16 protein-coding genes are annotated in these 15577 nt (G+C 64.3%); 10 read left to right on the top strand and 6 right to left on the bottom strand.

Annotated features, from left to right (window positions below):
- Positions 1–3 precede the first annotated feature (3 nt).
- The 3 genes from ACFWHB_RS04425 to ACFWHB_RS04415 are packed head-to-tail and all read left to right on the top strand — an operon-like array spanning position 4 to position 2002.
- Positions 4–978, top strand: coding sequence for a ChaN family lipoprotein (locus tag ACFWHB_RS04425; RefSeq protein WP_234568344.1), 975 nt, complete (start codon positions 4–6; stop codon positions 976–978).
- Positions 979–1003: 25 nt separating this feature from the next.
- Positions 1004–1558 (top strand): cysteine hydrolase family protein, encoded by a 555-nt coding sequence (locus ACFWHB_RS04420; RefSeq protein ID WP_106885948.1) that lies wholly within the window; start codon positions 1004–1006, stop codon positions 1556–1558.
- Positions 1559–1597: 39 nt separating this feature from the next.
- Positions 1598–2002, top strand: a complete 405-nt coding sequence (locus ACFWHB_RS04415; RefSeq protein WP_025328092.1) for a hypothetical protein — start codon at positions 1598–1600, stop codon at positions 2000–2002.
- A 70-nt stretch (positions 2003–2072) separates the two neighbouring features.
- Here the strand turns inward: ACFWHB_RS04415 and hutZ are convergent, their stop codons facing one another.
- Both hutZ and hutX read right to left on the bottom strand, forming a co-directional pair.
- Positions 2073–2630, bottom strand: coding sequence for a heme utilization protein HutZ (gene hutZ, locus ACFWHB_RS04410; RefSeq protein WP_139434984.1), 558 nt, complete (start codon positions 2628–2630; stop codon positions 2073–2075).
- On the bottom strand, positions 2627–3139 hold the full coding sequence (hutX, locus tag ACFWHB_RS04405) for a heme utilization cystosolic carrier protein HutX (RefSeq protein WP_005329147.1): 513 nt from the start codon (positions 3137–3139) through the stop codon (positions 2627–2629). Before hutX ends, hutZ begins: the two co-directional genes overlap by 4 nt.
- Before the next feature lie 168 nt (positions 3140–3307).
- Between hutX and ACFWHB_RS04400 the strand changes: the two genes are divergently transcribed.
- Genes ACFWHB_RS04400 through ACFWHB_RS04390 form a run of 3 tightly spaced genes read left to right on the top strand, consistent with a single transcriptional unit; the run spans position 3308 to position 5997 of the window.
- Complete coding sequence (locus ACFWHB_RS04400; protein WP_395949532.1) at positions 3308–4147, top strand: heme/hemin ABC transporter substrate-binding protein; 840 nt, start codon at positions 3308–3310, stop codon at positions 4145–4147.
- Positions 4144–5175 (top strand): FecCD family ABC transporter permease, encoded by a 1032-nt coding sequence (locus ACFWHB_RS04395; RefSeq protein ID WP_393936157.1) that lies wholly within the window; start codon positions 4144–4146, stop codon positions 5173–5175. The genes ACFWHB_RS04400 and ACFWHB_RS04395 overlap by 4 nt, the downstream gene beginning before the upstream one ends.
- Before the next feature lie 15 nt (positions 5176–5190).
- On the top strand, positions 5191–5997 hold the full coding sequence (locus ACFWHB_RS04390; protein WP_395949531.1) for a heme ABC transporter ATP-binding protein: 807 nt from the start codon (positions 5191–5193) through the stop codon (positions 5995–5997).
- Positions 5998–6111: 114 nt separating this feature from the next.
- Here ACFWHB_RS04390 and ACFWHB_RS04385 read toward each other — a convergent pair whose 3' ends face one another.
- Complete coding sequence (locus ACFWHB_RS04385; RefSeq protein WP_106885945.1) at positions 6112–6720, bottom strand: YitT family protein; 609 nt, start codon at positions 6718–6720, stop codon at positions 6112–6114.
- Between the two features lie 313 nt (positions 6721–7033).
- Here ACFWHB_RS04385 and ACFWHB_RS04380 point away from each other — a divergent pair, with 313 nt between their 5' ends.
- Both ACFWHB_RS04380 and ACFWHB_RS04375 read left to right on the top strand, forming a co-directional pair.
- The gene (locus ACFWHB_RS04380) at positions 7034–8395 is read left to right on the top strand and encodes a UDP-glucose dehydrogenase family protein (protein WP_395949530.1); all 1362 of its coding nucleotides are present in this window, start codon (positions 7034–7036) and stop codon (positions 8393–8395) included.
- On the top strand, positions 8392–9390 hold the full coding sequence (locus ACFWHB_RS04375; protein WP_395949529.1) for an NAD-dependent epimerase: 999 nt from the start codon (positions 8392–8394) through the stop codon (positions 9388–9390). Before ACFWHB_RS04380 ends, ACFWHB_RS04375 begins: the two co-directional genes overlap by 4 nt.
- A 60-nt stretch (positions 9391–9450) precedes the next feature.
- On the opposite strand, the gene ACFWHB_RS04370 is transcribed toward ACFWHB_RS04375, so the two are convergent.
- The 3 genes from ACFWHB_RS04370 to ACFWHB_RS04360 all read right to left on the bottom strand — a co-directional run bounded on the left by ACFWHB_RS04370 (position 9451) and on the right by ACFWHB_RS04360 (position 12369).
- Complete coding sequence (locus ACFWHB_RS04370; protein WP_395949528.1) at positions 9451–11139, bottom strand: ArnT family glycosyltransferase; 1689 nt, start codon at positions 11137–11139, stop codon at positions 9451–9453.
- An 86-nt stretch (positions 11140–11225) separates the two neighbouring features.
- A complete protein-coding gene (locus tag ACFWHB_RS04365) occupies positions 11226–11591 on the bottom strand; it encodes a lipid-A-disaccharide synthase N-terminal domain-containing protein (RefSeq protein WP_395949527.1) in 366 nt (121 codons plus the stop codon).
- Positions 11592–11628: 37 nt separating this feature from the next.
- Positions 11629–12369, bottom strand: a complete 741-nt coding sequence (locus ACFWHB_RS04360) for a glycosyltransferase family 2 protein (protein WP_395949526.1) — start codon at positions 12367–12369, stop codon at positions 11629–11631.
- Positions 12370–12728: 359 nt separating this feature from the next.
- Here ACFWHB_RS04360 and ACFWHB_RS04355 point away from each other — a divergent pair, with 359 nt between their 5' ends.
- Both ACFWHB_RS04355 and ettA read left to right on the top strand, forming a co-directional pair.
- Positions 12729–13571 carry a lytic transglycosylase domain-containing protein gene (locus ACFWHB_RS04355; protein WP_240455306.1) on the top strand — a complete coding sequence of 281 codons (843 nt, stop codon included), beginning with the start codon at positions 12729–12731 and terminating at the stop codon, positions 13569–13571.
- A 301-nt stretch (positions 13572–13872) separates the two neighbouring features.
- Positions 13873–15540, top strand: a complete 1668-nt coding sequence (gene ettA / locus ACFWHB_RS04350; RefSeq protein WP_106885939.1) for an energy-dependent translational throttle protein EttA — start codon at positions 13873–13875, stop codon at positions 15538–15540.
- Positions 15541–15577: the final 37 nt, after the last annotated feature.

Raw genomic sequence — 15577 nt, 5'->3', positions numbered from 1 at the left:
GCCATGACTCGACGACTCCCCCTGCTCGCCCTGCCCCTGCTGCTGGCCGCCTGCGCCACCCCGCCGCAGAACCAGCCTCCCCAGACCCTCTATCACTACCAGCTTGGCGAGGGGACGGACGACAGGCCCCTCAGCCTCGCCCAGGCGGTGGACAAGGTCAGGGATGCCGACATAGTGCTGGTGGGCGAGCTCCACAGCCACCCGGCCGTGCACCTGCTGCAGGCAAACCTGCTGGCAGAGCTTGCCGGGATGTCGCGCGCCGATGGCCGGGGGCTGGTACTCTCCATGGAGCAGTTCACCCGCGCCGATCAACCCGTGCTGGATGCCTACCTGGCCGGGCGCATCGGCGAATCCACGCTGATCCGCGAGGGCCATGCCTGGCCCAACTACCCGAGCGACTACCGCCCCCTGGTGGAATTTGCCAAGGCGCAGCAGCTGACGGTGATCGCCGCCAATGCCCCCAAGCCGCTGGTGAGCTGTGTCGGTCAGGAAGGCCCCGAGTGGCTCGACAAACTGCCCGCCAGCCGCCGCAGCCAGCTCGCCCGCGAGCTCACCCTGGGAGAGGATCCCTATCGCCAGAAGTTCATGGCCTCCATGCATCATGGGGATGCGGACGGCAATGCCCGCCGCTTCGCCGCCCAGACCAGCTGGGACGACACCATGGCCGAGAGCATGGTCGATTATCTCGAGCAGCATCCCGGCCGGCGCATCATGCACATCGCCGGCAACTTCCACGTGGAGGGGGGGCTGGGTATCGCGAGCCGCATCGCCAGCCGCAATCCGGCGCTGAAAGTCGCCCTTGTTGTGCCTGAGACTGGCTCCCAGGATGGCAAGGCCGCCCCCGGACGGAGTGCCGACGTGCGGGTGCACATAGCCCCCCTGCCGGAACGCTGGCTAAATGCAGAGGAAATGAAGCAAGATATGGGCGCGCTGCATCAATCCCGCAGCCGTGACTGCAGCCAGTGGCTGCAACCCTAATCTTCCAGGATACGGCGGGTAAAATATGGACGTGTTACTGATCATCGATGTGCAGCAAGGGGTCATGAAAGCGACCCATCACCAACAGCCACAAGTTCTGGCCAACATCAACCGGGCCGCGGCCCATGTCAGACAGCATCATGGCCGGGTCATCTACATCCAGCATGACGACCTGCCAGGGGACGAGCTGGAGCCCGGTACCCCGGGCTGGCAACTTCACCCGGCGCTGCAACCCGCCAAGGGGGACAGCCGGGTGCGCAAGACGGCGTGCGACAGCTTCCTCGAGACCGAGTTGGCCTTCCTGTTGGCCGAGCAGTCCGTCGACCGGCTGATCCTCTGTGGCAGCAACACCGATTTTTGCGTCGATACCACGGTACGCAGTGCCGCAGCTCATGGCTTTGAGGTGCTGGTGTTGAAGGATGGTCACACCACAGCCGATCGTCCCCACCTGAGCGCCGAGAAGATCATCGAGCACCACAACTGGATGTGGCAGCACCTGAGCCTGCCAGAGGGCAGAAGCATAACCCTGCTCACCACGGATCAGCTGCTCGAGGCGGCTCAACCCGCGCTGGCGTGCTAATCTGCCCGCCTTGAAGTGATCACCTGATTGGAGTCTTGCGTGCGTCTATTCTCTGCCGTTGCCCTTGTGCTGTTGTTACCGGCGATCACTGCCTGCTCCGGCATGCCGGGCACCACGCCCGACGGCCCGGCCCCCCTGTTTCATACCAACATCAACGAAGAGGGGAGCAAGCGCTTCACCTTCGAAGCCGCTCCCCTCGACGTCCTGCCGAGTCGGTTGCAGGAGGATGACAGTCGGCTGAGCCGCAACAGCAAGAGCCTGCTGGAGCGCCGCGAGGCCCTGCAGGACGAGCAACTGACCGAGACGCTGGCGGCGCGCAACTATTGCCGCACCGGCTACATAGTCCTCAGCCAGACCTCCTGGAAGATCCGGGGGGAGTGCAACGAGACAGCCACCCAGGCCGATCGCGACGCCTTCCCCAACAAGGCCTCCTGGCAGGAGTGATCCCGATTTGGGGACAGGTAACAAAACGGGCAGCCCTGGCTGCCCGTTTTTCATCTCATGACCTCGATCCTCAGACAGGTGCGTCCGTCTCGCTGGTCAACTCGGCGCCGTTGTCGACGCGCTTGTGCCCCTCCACCAGGTGGACGAAGTCCACCAGCTCGTCACCGGAGACCCGGAACGCCTGGCCGAAGCCCTTGACGAACAGCCCCTGCTCGGGCTTGAGGCGAAACAACACGAAGTCCTTGAGGTTGGAGAGCCCTTTGACGATCTCGCCAAAACGCCCTTCCAGCGCCGCTATCGCCTTGCCCCAGCGCTCGTCATCCCGCGCCACCACCTCGGCCACGGCGTCAAAGGTGAGCCGCTTGCGGGCGAACAGTTCACGGGCGCCGGTCTCGTCCTCGATCAGCATCAGGGAGACCTTGGGCACCTGCTGCAGGTTGCGGGCATGGCGGGCTATCTCGGAGATCAGCACATAGTAGCCATCTTCCTGCAGCACGAAGGGGGCGTAGCTGGCATTGGGGTTGCCTTCGCCATCCACGGTCGCGAGCTGCAGGGTACGGCAACCGTCACGAAATTCGCGGATCTCCGGTTGCAGGCGGTTCTGCAGACGCTCCTGACGTTCACTCATGCTTTCACTTCCTCTTGATACTGGTGGCGCAGGGCCTTGAAACGCTCCACCTGGTCAGGCAGCAGCTGACGCTGCTCGTCACGCCCCAGGTAGATCTTGAAAATGCAGCGGCCGCTGTGGCCGAAGAACTGGAAGGAGTGCCCCTCCTTGCCCATGAACAGCTTGCTGACCAGGGCAATGCCGACCACGTTGTCGAGCTTGAGGTGACCGTGCATCTCGCCGTCCCGACCCATCAGGTTGTAGTAGCCACGGGCCGTCTTGCCCTTGGGGAAGGGGGCCTTCACCTCGAAGATGGAGCCGTCGGACTCCACAATGGTGGTCACCTGACCCCAGCTGGCCAGATCCGCCAGCAGGGCTTCGGCCTGATCGCTCGGCACCAGCGTCATCAGCTCGGCGGGCAGGTGGCGCACCACCTCCCATTCGCTGACGGCCAGCTCGGTGGCAATGCTGGAAGGATGGGCGCTGGGATCTTGTTCCAGCAGCGCATGAATGCGTTGTGCAATGCTCATCGGTTCTCCCTGGATGATCTGGCGATGGTGCTCAGTCTCGCGGCGGATACTGTAATAAAGCGGCCCCCTTAACGCAATTGATAATCGCTTTCATTATCAGTGCATTTTTTTCACCGGCTTGATATTCTCGGCGGCAATCCCACTCTCATACACCCTTCGGAGGTTCGCATGGGCCGTCGCTTTGCCCTCGCACTCAGCCTGCTCGGCTGTTCAGCCATTTCCCTGCCTGCCGTGGCGCAGGAACGTATCGTCAGCATAGGCCCGGCCACCACAGAGCTCATTATGGCCCTGGGGGGCGAACAGAGCCTGATTGCCACCGACGTCAGCAGCCCTGAACCCAAGGGGCTGCCGAGAGTCGGCTACCACCGCGCCCTGGCCGCCGAAGGGATACTGAGTCTGGCCCCGACCCGACTGGTCGGCAGCGACGAGATGGGGCCGCCACCGGCCCTGGAACAGCTGCGCCGGGCCGGCGTCGAGGTGACAGTGCTACCGACGGCGCCCACCCTGGCCAACCTCAACGAGCGGATCGACACCCTGGCCAGCTTGCTGGGCAATCAAGCCGCCGGCACCAGGCTGAAGGCCGAGATCGCCGTCCAGAGCGACCAGCTGGCGGCCCTGGCGAAACAGAACAAACCCCTCAAGGTCGCCTTCCTGCTGCTGCACAAGGGCCAGCCCACCAGCATAGCCGGTGGCAATACCACCGCCAGCGCCCTGGTGACCCTGGCCGGCGGCGTCAACCCGGTCGCCCGCTTGCACGACTACAAGCCCGTCGCCACCGAATCCCTGATCGAACTGCAGCCGGATCTGGTGCTGGTGAGCGGCCGTGACTGGCAACAATACCAGAGCGTCGACAACGTGCTGGCCCAGGTGCCGGCCCTGGCCGCCACCCCGGCAGGCAAGAACAGGGCCATCCACGCCATCGACGGTCACGCCCTGCAAGGGGGTCTCAGCCTGAGATCCTTGCAGCAGGCCAACCAGATAGCCCAGTGGATCAAGCAGGGTTCATGATGCGTCTGCCGCTGCCCTGGCTGCTCGCGCTCACCGGCTGCACGCTCGCCCTGCTGCTGGTCGGCTCCCTCGCCACCGGCCCCATGTCGCTCTCCCTGGCCGAGAGCCTGCAAGCCCTGTTTGCCGGCAAAGAGAGCGGGATAGAGGCACACAAGCTGCTGATAGTGCAGGAGATCCGCCTGCCACGTACCCTGCTGTGCATCGCCGTGGGGGGCATTCTCGGCCTCTGTGGCGCCGTGATGCAGGGGCTGTTTCGCAACCCCCTGGCCGACCCCGGCATCATAGGGGTCTCCGGCGGCGCGGCGCTCGGTGCCGCCCTGGCCATAGTGCTGCTGGCCCCCCTCGGCCAGCAGTTGCAGAGCCTGCTCGGCCTCGGTCTGCTGCCCCTGCTCGCCTTCCTCGGCGGGGCGCTCACCACCACGCTTGTGTATTTGCTCGGCACCCGTGAGGGGGGCACCTCGGTCACCGTCATGCTGCTGGCGGGCGTCGCCATCACGGCGCTGTCAGGGGCCGTGATAGGGCTGCTCACCTACCTGGCGGACGATCAGATGCTGCGCAACCTGAGCCTGTGGCAGATGGGCTCCCTGGCCGCCGGCAAGCCGGTGGATGTGGGGCTGGCGCTGGCGACCCTGGCCGCCCTGCTGTGGCTCTTCATGCGCGATGCCAATCCCCTCAACGCCCTGTTGCTGGGGGAAGGTGAGGCCCGGCATCTGGGGGTGAATGTGCAATGCCTCAAGCGGCGCCTCATTCTGCTCACCGCCGCCGGGGTCGGCGTCGCGGTGGCGGTGGCCGGCATGATCGGCTTCGTCGGTCTGGTGGTGCCCCATCTGGTGCGGCTGCTGGCCGGCCCCAATCACGTCAGGCTGCTGCCGCTCAGCGCCCTGCTCGGCGCCGCCCTGCTGCTGGGGGCAGACATGCTGGCCCGCACCCTGCTGGCGCCGGCCGAGATGCCGGTGGGCATCATCACGGCCCTGCTGGGAGCCCCCTTCTTCATCTGGCTCTTGGTCAAGAGTCGCCGGACGCTGTAACAGGAGAACGCCATCTTGCCCGGATCCCCCTCCCCCCCGCTCACTTGCCAGAGCGTCAGCCTCACCCGGGGCAATCGCCTCATCCTGGACAGCCTGGATCTCGACCTGCATGGGGGCAGCCTGACCGCCCTGCTCGGCCCGAACGGGGCGGGCAAGAGCTCGCTGCTCAAGTGCCTGACCGGCGAGCTGGCCTATGACGGCACCATCTCCCTGTTCGGTCGCAAGCGGCAAGAGTGGGCCAGCGATGCCCTGGCCCACAGAGTCGGGGTATTGCCCCAGAGCTCGTCCTTGAGCTTCCCCTTCCTGTGCGAGGAGGTGGTGGCCATGGGGCGGCTGCCCCACAGCGAGCCCGTCAGCCGCCGCGACCAGATAGTTCAGGCCGCCATGATCCATGCCGGGGTCGAGCACCTGGCCGGCCGCCTCTATCCCGGCCTCTCCGGAGGGGAGCGCCAGCGGGTGCAGTTCGCCCGGGTACTGGCCCAGATCTGGCAGGAGCCGTCACCGGGACGGCTGTCGGATCCCGAGCAGCCGCGGCTGCTGCTGCTGGACGAGCCCACCTCGGCCCTCGATCTCAAGTACCAGCATCAGCTGCTCACCATGGCCCGCGCCCTGGCCGCCCGCAACACCGCCGTGCTGGTGGTGCTGCACGACCTCAACCTGGCGGCGCGCTACGCCGATCGGCTGGTGATGCTGGAGCAGGGCAGGCTGATGGCTGACGGCTCCCCGGCAGAGGTGCTCACCCCCGAACTGATCGCCCGCCTCTACGATTATCCCGCCCAGGTGATCCACCACCCCGAGACGGGGCAACCCATGGTGGTGTGAGCCGTTCAGCCATCGTCCCGACACGGAGCAACCCATGGTGGTGCAATTAGCTAATGAGAAGAAACAAACAGAGCGCCCAAAGGCGCTCTGTTTGTTTGCAAAGTGAAGGGGGGCTCAGGCGATCTGGTAGCGGCCCGGCTTGTGATTGAGTGTCAACACCAGGTTACAGATGATGGCCGCGACCACGGAGAGCGCCAGCAGCCAGGGGGAGACCACGAAGAAGGAAGCGATGACGATGGCGCAATCCAGCCCCATTTGCAGCTTTCCAGCACGGATGCCGAACTTGTCCTGAATAAACAGCGCCAGGATATTGAAACCGCCCAGGCTCGCCTTGTGGCGGAACATGATGAGCAGCCCCATACCGATCAGGGTGCCGCCGATCAGGGCCGCATAGACGGGCTCTATCTTGCCTATCTGCAGCACGGCGTTGAGGTGATCCGTCATGAAGGAGACGGTCGCCACGGCGGCGAAGGTATTGAGGGTGAAGCGCGGCCCCATCCTGAGCCAGGCCAGGGCATAGAAGGGCAGGTTCATGGCGAAGAAGAGCAGACCGAAGCTCAGGCCAGTGACCTGCTGCAGCAGCAGCGCCAGCCCGGCGGTGCCGCCGGTGAGCAGACCGACCTGATGAAACAGGAAGATGCCGAGGGAAACGAAGCCTGCCGCGGTCAGCAGGGCGAGCACATCCTCATAGAGCGGATGAGCCGAACGGGGGGTGTTGTCCATAACCTTATGTCCAGTAGCGAAGTGAAAAGAGTGTCTGAGGCCCGGTGACGGGCGCGAGCCCCGTGAGTCGGGACTTCGTTATGGTCACAGTGTCCATTTTGAGTGACCCGGATCACAAGTACGGGATCGAATGCGCCGAAATGGTGCGCGTCAGCGCCGCGTTACAACCCTTGCACCAAAATATGTCACGCCCTCCCCCTCTCAAGCTGAAGCCAGCCTGAAGCGCGCCTGAAAAACCCGGGCTATCTCGCTGCCAGCAGGCGGGAATCGTTCTAAAATGAACCCCTTGCCACAGGCTGCGGAGCGACAGCAGATGAGAGTCAGCGTATTCGGAATAGGTTATGTGGGGCTGGTTCAGGCCGCCGTGCTCGCCGAGATGGGCCACAGGGTAACCTGCGTGGACGTGGACGCCGCCAAGGTCGAGCGCCTCAAAGAGGGCATGATCCCCATCTTCGAGCCCGGTCTCGCCCCCCTGGTGCAGGCCAACCATCAAGCCGGTCGCCTGCAATTCACCACAGATGTCGCCCAGGGGGTGGCGTTCGCCGAGCTCATCTTCATCGCGGTCGGCACCCCGCCGGATGAAGACGGCTCGGCCGATCTGCAGCACGTACTGGCGGTGGCCGGCACCATAGGGCGGCTGATGCAGGACGGCAAGGTGGTGGTCAACAAGAGCACAGTGCCGGTCGGCACCGCACACCGGGTGCACCAGCATATCGCAGCCATCCTGCGCGATCGCGGGGTCGACTTGCCCCTCGAGGTGGTCTCCAACCCGGAGTTTCTCAAGGAGGGGGCCGCGGTGGCCGACTGCCTGCGGCCGGATCGCATCATCATAGGCACAGACTCGGCCCACGCCATCTCCCTGCTCGAAGAGCTCTATGCCCCCTTCAACCGCAATCGGGATCGCATCATACAGATGGATACCCGCAGCGCCGAGCTGACCAAGTACGCCGCCAACGCCATGCTGGCCACCAAGATCTCCTTCATGAACGAGATGGCCACCCTGGCGGAGAAACTCGGGGCCGACATCGAAGCCGTGCGCAAGGGCATAGGCGCCGACCCCCGCATCGGCCATCACTTCATTTATCCCGGCTGCGGCTATGGCGGCTCCTGCTTCCCCAAGGACGTCAAGGCACTGATCCACACCGCCAGCCAGATTGGCTGTGATGCCCCTTTGCTCCACGCGGTGGAGCGGGTCAACGACGGCCAGAAACACAAGCTCATGGCCCGCCTGCGGCAGCACTTCGGTGCCGATCTGACAGGGCGGACCTTCGCCCTCTGGGGGCTGGCCTTCAAGCCCAACACCGACGACATGCGCGAAGCACCGAGCCGGGTGCTGATGGAGGCGATCTGGGCCGCCGGTGGCAAGGTGCAGGCGTTCGATCCCGAGGCCATGAGCGAGGCCCAGCGCCTCTATGGCCTGCGGGACGATCTGACCCTGTGCGGTACCCAGGAGGCCGCCCTCAAGGGGGCCGACGCCCTGCTCATCTGCACCGAGTGGCAGCAGTTCCGCGCCCCGGACTTCGAGCTGGTGCGGCAGACCCTGAAGCAGGCCGTCATCATCGATGGCCGCAACCTCTATGACCCGGCCCGCCTGCGCCAGCGCGGCTTCACCTACTACGCCATAGGCCGGGGCGACAGCCTGGCCGCGGGGCTGTGCGAGGAGCAACAACAATGAAATATCTGGTCACCGGCGCCGCCGGCTTCATCGGCTTCCATGTGGCGCGCAGGCTCTGCCGCGACGGCCATCAGGTGGTTGGCCTGGACAACCTCAACGACTACTACGAGGTGAGCCTGAAGGAGGCGCGGCTGGCCTTGCTGCTGCCACTGCCCGGTTTTCGCTTCGAGCGGATGGATCTCGCCGATCGCGCAACCATGGCGGCGCTCTTTGCCCGCGAGCGGTTCGATCGGGTGATCCACCTGGGGGCCCAGGCCGGGGTGCGCTATTCGCTGGACAACCCCTTTGCCTACGCCGACAGCAATCTCAACGGCACCCTCACCGTCCTCGAGGGATGCCGCCACCATGGGGTGCAGCACCTGGTCTACGCCTCCTCCAGCTCGGTGTACGGCCTCAACGAGCAGATGCCGTTCAAGACCTCGGACGGGGTGGATCACCCCGTCTCCCTCTATGCCGCGAGCAAGAAGGCCAACGAGTTGATGGCCCACTCCTACTCCCACCTCTATGGGTTGCCCACCACGGGCTTGCGCTTCTTCACCGTCTACGGCCCCTGGGGGAGACCGGACATGGCGCTGTTCAAGTTCGTGCGCGCCATCCTGAGCGGTGAGCCCATCGACATCTACAACCAGGGCCAGCTCAGCCGGGACTTCACCCACATAGACGACATAGTGGAGGGGGTGATCCGGGTCGCGGACAGGCCCCCGCAAGGCGACCCGGCCTGGCAGGGAGCGGCCGATGCCAGCCCGGCCCGCTACCGCCTCTTCAACATCGGCCATGGCAGCCCGGTGCGACTCATGGATTTCGTGGAAGCCATAGAGGCGGCGCTCGGCAAGCGGGCCATCCGCAACCTGCTGCCCATGCAGGCCGGGGACGTGCTGGCGACCTGGGCCGACACCCAGGCGCTGTTCGATACCACCGGCTACAGAGCCGGAGTCGGGCTTGAAGAGGGAGTTGCCAGCTTCGTCGACTGGTACAGGGCCTACTACGGGGTCTGACCCCATCGCCCGAGATGAAAAGGGGCTGCCAGTGGCAGCCCCTTTTGCTGGGTCCCGGCCTCAGGGGCCCGGGGTATAGCGAAAGGGTTCGAGCCTGGGAGTCAGCCCCTGGCATGCGGGCTTGAGGGCCTCAGCCCCCGCCAGCAGCCAGTCGGTGCGATGGCGGTTGCCGAGGTTTTCCATCTTCTCGGGCTCGAAACACTGCACCATCAGATCTGCGCTGCCCAGCACATGACGCCTGGGTGCGGCCGCCACCCAGGCCGCAGCCTCGCGGGCCTGCTCCCCATCCCCCAGCAGGTAGGGGTAATGTTGCACTGGTTGCCGGGCGAACAGCAGGTGCTGCTCCTTGAAACCGGCAAGCAGCAGCTCCTCCCCCGCTGGCACCTTCTGGGCCGCCAGCGCCATCACCCCCTGCGGCGTGCGCATGTCGTTGAGGCGCACGCAGATCCAGCAGGAGTAGAGCAGCCAACCCACCGACAGCGAACAGAGGATGGCGCTGAGCGGCGCCCAGCGCAGCAGCACATTGACCAGCAGCAGCACCGCCCCCAGCACCAGCAGAGGCAGCCAGGGGGCCGGTCCCAGATCCCCCAACCGGTTCGCCAGCTTGTCGCTGACGGCCAGGGCACCGGCGCCACCCACGCAGACGATCCCCAGCAGCCAGCCGAGCCCGCCCAGCAGACGCCCGGGCCAGACCCGCGCCAGCAGCGTCCCCATGTAGGGAGCGGTCAGCAGGGCCAGGGCCGGCGTGCCCGGCGTGACATAGACGCCGCGTTTGCCCGGCGACAGGGAGAAGAAGAGCACCACCAGCACCAGATAACCGAGCAGTAGTATGATGCGTTTGTCCTGCTCCTGGATAGCCTTGCGCCAGGCCAGCACCAGCCAGGGCAGCAGCAGGGAGAGGGGCAGCCAGAACGGCGGGATCACCGAGCTGAGGTAGTACCAGAAGGGTTTGACGTGATGCCAGGCATTCGCATAGCGGGTCACCGTCTGGCGCAGCAGTATGTTGTCTCTATAGGCCTGCAGCACTGGGTCCCCGCTCTGGGCCACGGCGCTCAGCATGGGCACCAGCCACAGGCCGATGGCCAGCAGCATGAAGAGCGGCCCCGCCAGCGCCTTCAACCAGTCGGCACGGGAGGCGGCGCGGATCTTCTCCTTGTGGGTCCAGACAGCCGGGATCAGGATCAGCAGGGCCAGCAGCCCCACACCCTTGGTGATGATGCCGAGCCCGGCGGCAAACCAGCCGAGCCAGTACCAGCGCCAGCCTCCCCCGCAGAGCAGGAAGCGGACGAAACCGTAGACCCCCAGGGTGATGAAGCAGGTCACCAGCGCATCGATCTGGGCCGTCTTGGCCTGCAGGGTGAACTGGACGGTGAGCAGCAGCAGCAGCCCGGCCATGAAGCCTGTCGCCGGGTTCCACAGACGGCGGCCCAGGTCCCACACCAGCAATATGGTCAGCAGACCCGCCAGCAGGGAGGGCAGCAGAAAAGCCACCTTGATGGAGCCGGTCAGCAAATATCCTATCGCTATCCCCCACATAAACAGGGGGGGCTTGTCCGGGTAGATCTCGCCGCCACGCATGGGGAAGAGCCATTGGCCGCTCTCCACCATCTCCTTGGCGATCAGGGCGAAGCGCGGCTCGTCGGCGGGCCAGGGATCCCGCAGCCCGAGGCCGGCACCCAGCACTATCAGGGCGATCAGCAGCAGCCAGCCGAGGGAGCTCTGATTGAGCAGGAAGCGGTCATTTACCATGGCGGACCTCATTGATATCGACGAGCTTGCCACGTCTCCAGCCTTGGAGCGGGATGACCAGAGGAAAGCGGCTGATCAGGACATGCTCATTTGCCATGGTGGATCTCGTTGTCATCGACGAGCTTGTCCCGCTTCCAACCCCGGTGCTGGATATCCAGGTAGAGGCTGTAGAGGGCGGTGAAGGTGGGGAAGAGATTCTGCAGCACGCCGACGGAGTCCTGCTTCGGGGAGAAAACGAAATAGCTCAGGGTCATCAGGCTGCCGAGCACGCTCATGTACCAGAACATCCGGGGTATGACGGGTTTGCCGGCCCGCTTGGAGGCCAGGAACTGCACCAGCCAGCGGCCGCCGAACATCAGCGCCCCGGTGTAGCCGATGAGCTTCCAGCCGGTGACATGCAGGCCGGTCCAGTCGAACCAGGCCAGCTCCATGGAGAGCAGGGCATCGATCATATCAGCCACTCCAACGGCATCGAGAGCAGAGAGTCGATCACTCGAGTGTCTCCCTGACTTCGACCACCTTGGAGCGGCGTTGCAGCCAGCAGACACCGACCACGTCCACCAGCCCGACCCAGAGCCGGTTCCAGACCCCGTATTTGGAGACACCCGCCTGCCGTGGCCTGTGGTTGACCGGCCAGGGGGACATGCGGCCCCCCTGGGCCTGGATCAGAGCCGGAATGTAACGGTGCATGTGGTTGAAACCGGGCAGGCGCAGATACCAGTCGCGCCGCACCACCTTGAGACCGCAGCCGGTATCCGGGATGCCGTCCCGCAGCAGCAGATCGCGAAACCCGTTGGCCAGTCTGGAGGAGAGTCGCTTGACCCAATCATCCCGGCGATTGACCCGGTGACCGATAAGTCCCACTTGCGTGGGATCCTGCGCGAAGCGGCGCTTGGCCTCTTCCAGCATGGCGGGAATGTCGGCCGGATCGTTCTGGCCATCCCCGTCGAGCACCACCAGCCAGTCGCCGCAACCGTGGCGCACGCCACTGAGCACCGCCATGCTCTGGCCGACGGCCCTGGCATGGCGGATCACGCGCAGCCCGGCATAACGTCTCTTCAGCTCGCACAAGACGGCGTAGCTGTCATCCTCGCTGCCATCGTCCACATAGATCAGCTCGTAGCTGTATTTTCCCGCCAGCGCGGCATCTATCTCGCCGATGAGGGGGGCCAGATTGTCCCGCTCATCCTTGGCGGGCACGACGACAGAGACATCGATTGAATCAAGCATATGAAGTTCCCGACCATGACGAGGAACGCAGTCGCCTCGACCGCCTTCCTCATTAACATTCTCTCGACAAGCGGACTAACATCATGCAAATACAAGGCGTTAGACAGCAAGCACGGCAGTTTATTGCCCCAAAAGTAATAAATCTATCAATTTGAGTTGTGCCGCGATCAGAGGGCCTGGTCGCACAACCACTAGGCTCCCCTTCACACTCACCAAGAGCGCCTTTTTTTCTCTGCCAAAAGTTCCAGACCGATTTCATCTCTGATGGCCTGACACATAACCAGATGTTCCATCCCCTGGCTGGCGTCCCCCCCATATCGGGCCTATATCTTGCGGATACGAAATTCGAGGTATCCATCATGCAGAGACTCTGCACCTGGGGCTGGGGAGTCCTGCTACTGCTTGCCACTTACACCCATGCCGACGCCTTTCGTCAGGCCCCCAAGGCGATGAGTGCCTTGCGCCAGGGCGCCGCCATGGAACAGAGCAACCCGCGGCGAGCCATAGCCCACTACTGCACCGCGGCCAGCATGGGTAACCCGGAGGCCTACTATCGCATCGGCCGCCTGCTGGCTCGCGGGCCTCAGGGGATCCGCAGCCCCCGCCACGCCAACGCCTACCTCGCCATGGCCATGCGCCTTGGCAATCAGCAAGCGGCTCGTTACTACAACGAGCGGGTGGGCAATGCCCCCCTGGGCACCTGCGGTATCGGCGGGGGCGGAGGAGGCGCACCCTGGGTACGCCCCAGCACCCCCTTCGATCAGGATAGCTATCTGGCCCGGCAATCCCTCACCAAACAGAAGCTGGCCGTCATGATCCGCCAGGCCGCCCACCGTCACCAGGTCGATCCCCAGCTGGCGCTCGCCATCGCCATCGCCGAGTCCAATCTCAACAGCACAGCCGTCTCCCCCAAGCAGGCACAAGGGGTCATGCAGCTCATTCCCGAGACCCAGGTGCGCTTCGGCGTGACCCGCCCCTTCGATGCCCAGCAGAACATCCGCGGCGCCATGATCTACCTGAAGTGGCTGGAGAAGCAGTTTGGCCCCGACTGGGTCAGGATCAGCGCCGCCTACAACGCCGGCGAACAGGCCGTGATCCGCCATGGCGGCGTACCGCCCTACCAGGAGACCCAGGAGTATGTGCAGCGGGTGCTCTACTACTCGGGGCAGGACCCGGCCAAGAGCACCAGGCAGCCCCGCTGACCCCACGGCTTTTCAAGGTCAGCTGATGAATCCTATCGAGCCAGAGTTAAGGAAGTCTTAAGCCAGCTCGACCCGGAACCTTGATCGACCACCTGCCAGATGCCTGCCTCTTTTCCTCCCTCTGCCGGAGGGGTTCCCTGCACCACATGCCCCCGGTTGTCCACTTTGCCGCCCTCTTCCCATTGGTTTACAATCGACGGGTTTTTTGGAACCGGGTCGGCCCCTGCCGACCAGGCCCCACCACGACGTCAGTTTGTTAATGCAAAGACATTAAGCTGCTGAAAAGGAAGAGAATTAGCCAATGGCTCAATTTATTTACACCATGAACAGGGTCGGCAAGGTCGTGCCGCCCAAGCGTCATATCCTCAAGAACATCTCCCTCTCCTTCTTCCCGGGTGCCAAGATCGGTGTGCTGGGTCTGAACGGCGCCGGTAAATCCACCCTGCTGCGCATCATGGCGGGAATAGACACCGAGATCGAAGGGGAAGCCCGTCCGCAACCCGGCATCAAGATCGGCTACCTGCCCCAGGAGCCGAAGCTGGATCCGGAGCAGACAGTCCGCGAGGCGGTGGAAGAGGCGGTCGGCGAGGTGAAACGCGCCATGGCTCGCCTGGATGAGGTCTATGCGGCCTATGCCGACCCGGATGCGGATTTTGACAAGCTGGCCCGCGAACAGGGCGAGCTGGAAGCCATCATAGCCGCCCAGGGTGGTCACAACATGGAGAACCAGCTGGAGCGCGCGGCCGACGCCCTGCGCCTGCCGGCCTGGGATGCCCAGATCAAGCACCTCTCCGGGGGTGAGCGCCGCCGGGTAGCCCTGTGCCGTCTGCTGCTGGAAAAGCCGGACATGCTGCTGCTGGACGAGCCGACCAACCACCTGGATGCGGAATCCGTGGCCTGGCTGGAGCGCTTCCTGCACGACTACGAGGGCACAGTCGTCGCCATCACCCACGATCGCTACTTCCTCGACAACGTGGCGGGCTGGATCCTGGAGCTGGACCGCGGCGAGGGTATCCCCTGGGAAGGCAACTACTCCTCCTGGCTGGAGCAAAAAGACGCCCGTCTGGCTCAGGAAGCCAGCTCGGAAGCGGCCCGTCGCAAGTCCATCGAGAAGGAGCTGGAGTGGGTTCGTCAGAACCCGAAAGGCCGTCAGGCCAAGTCCAAGGCCCGTATGGCTCGCTTCGAGGAGCTCAACACCAACGACTACCAGAAACGCAACGAGACCAACGAGCTGTTCATTCCGCCCGGACCCCGTCTCGGCGACAAGGTGGTCGAGGTTGCGAACCTCTGCAAGTCCTATGGTGACAGGCAGCTGATCGACGATCTCTCCTTCGCCATTCCGAAGGGGGCCATCGTCGGCATCATAGGTCCGAACGGCGCTGGTAAATCCACCCTGTTCCGCATGATGTCGGGCCAGGAGCAGCCGGACTCCGGCACCATCACCCTGGGCGATACCGTAGTGCTGGCCTCCGTGGATCAGTTCCGCGACAGCATGAACGACAAGAAGACGGTGTTCGAAGAGGTCGCCGACGGCCAGGATATCCTTCGCATCGGCAACTACGAGTTCCCGAGCCGTGCCTACATTGGTCGCTTCAACTTCAAGGGCGCCGATCAGCAGAAGCGGGTCGGCGAGCTCTCCGGTGGCGAGCGCGGCCGTCTGCACCTGGCCAAGCTGCTGCAGACCGGCGGCAACGTGTTGCTGCTGGATGAACCGACCAACGATTTGGACATCGAAACCCTGCGCGCCCTCGAGAACGCCCTGCTGGAGTTCCCGGGCTGTGCCATGGTCATCTCCCACGATCGCTGGTTCCTCGACCGTATCGCCACCCACATCCTGGACTATCAGGACGAGGGCAAGATTGCCTTCTTCGAGGGCAACTTCACCGAATACGAAGAGTGGAAGAAGAAGACCTATGGCGCCGATGCGGTTCAGCCACACCGCGCCAAGTACAAACGCATTACCAAGTAATTGCGTCTGGCGATGGAGTGAGGCGGACCAACCGCAC

Source organism: Aeromonas mytilicola subsp. aquatica (assembly GCF_044336385.1).
GTDB classification, from domain to species: domain Bacteria; phylum Pseudomonadota; class Gammaproteobacteria; order Enterobacterales; family Aeromonadaceae; genus Aeromonas; species Aeromonas rivipollensis.
The sequence above is the reverse complement of the archived record's forward strand: the minus strand, read 5'-3'. Positions and strand labels throughout refer to the sequence as shown.